Source organism: Cognatundibacterium luofuense (assembly GCF_018139685.1).
Taxonomy (GTDB): domain Bacteria; phylum Pseudomonadota; class Gammaproteobacteria; order Burkholderiales; family Burkholderiaceae_D; genus Undibacterium; species Undibacterium luofuense.
The window spans coordinates 1-360 of sequence record NZ_JAGSPN010000300.1; the positions used below are offsets into that span (position 1 = coordinate 1).

Annotated in this window: 1 protein-coding gene; it reads left to right on the plus strand. The window is 49.2% G+C overall.

Annotated elements, in window-relative coordinates:
* Window positions 1–265, plus strand: a 265-nt coding sequence (locus tag KDM89_RS20505) for a DUF2523 domain-containing protein (RefSeq protein ID WP_212689704.1), incomplete at its 5' end; no start/stop codon positions are given.
* Between the last annotated feature and the right edge of the window lie 95 nt (window positions 266–360).

Consider the following 360-nt stretch of genomic DNA (forward strand, 5'->3'; position numbering starts at 1 on the left):
GGCACAGGTCGCCGCATCCTTGGTTGGTCGTGTATTGCTTGCGCTCGGTATGTCCTACGTCACTTATAAGGGCGTAACAGTTGCGACTGATTGGCTGGTCGAGTTGATGAAAAGCAGTTATGCCGGCATCGGTGGGGATATTGGCGGGCTGGTGCAATTCCTCGGCGTTGACAAGGCTTTGTCTTTGATTGTGTCGGCTTTTGCTGCGTCGCTGGCGGTCAAAACGTCAACGGGCGCCATTACTAAACTGGTCGTTAAAAAGTAGCTTATTCAAAACGTCGCATGTTACGAAAAACTAGGTGCAATCATGGGTAGAAAAAAGCTCTATTCGTCGGATGCAGAAAAACAAAAAGCCTATCG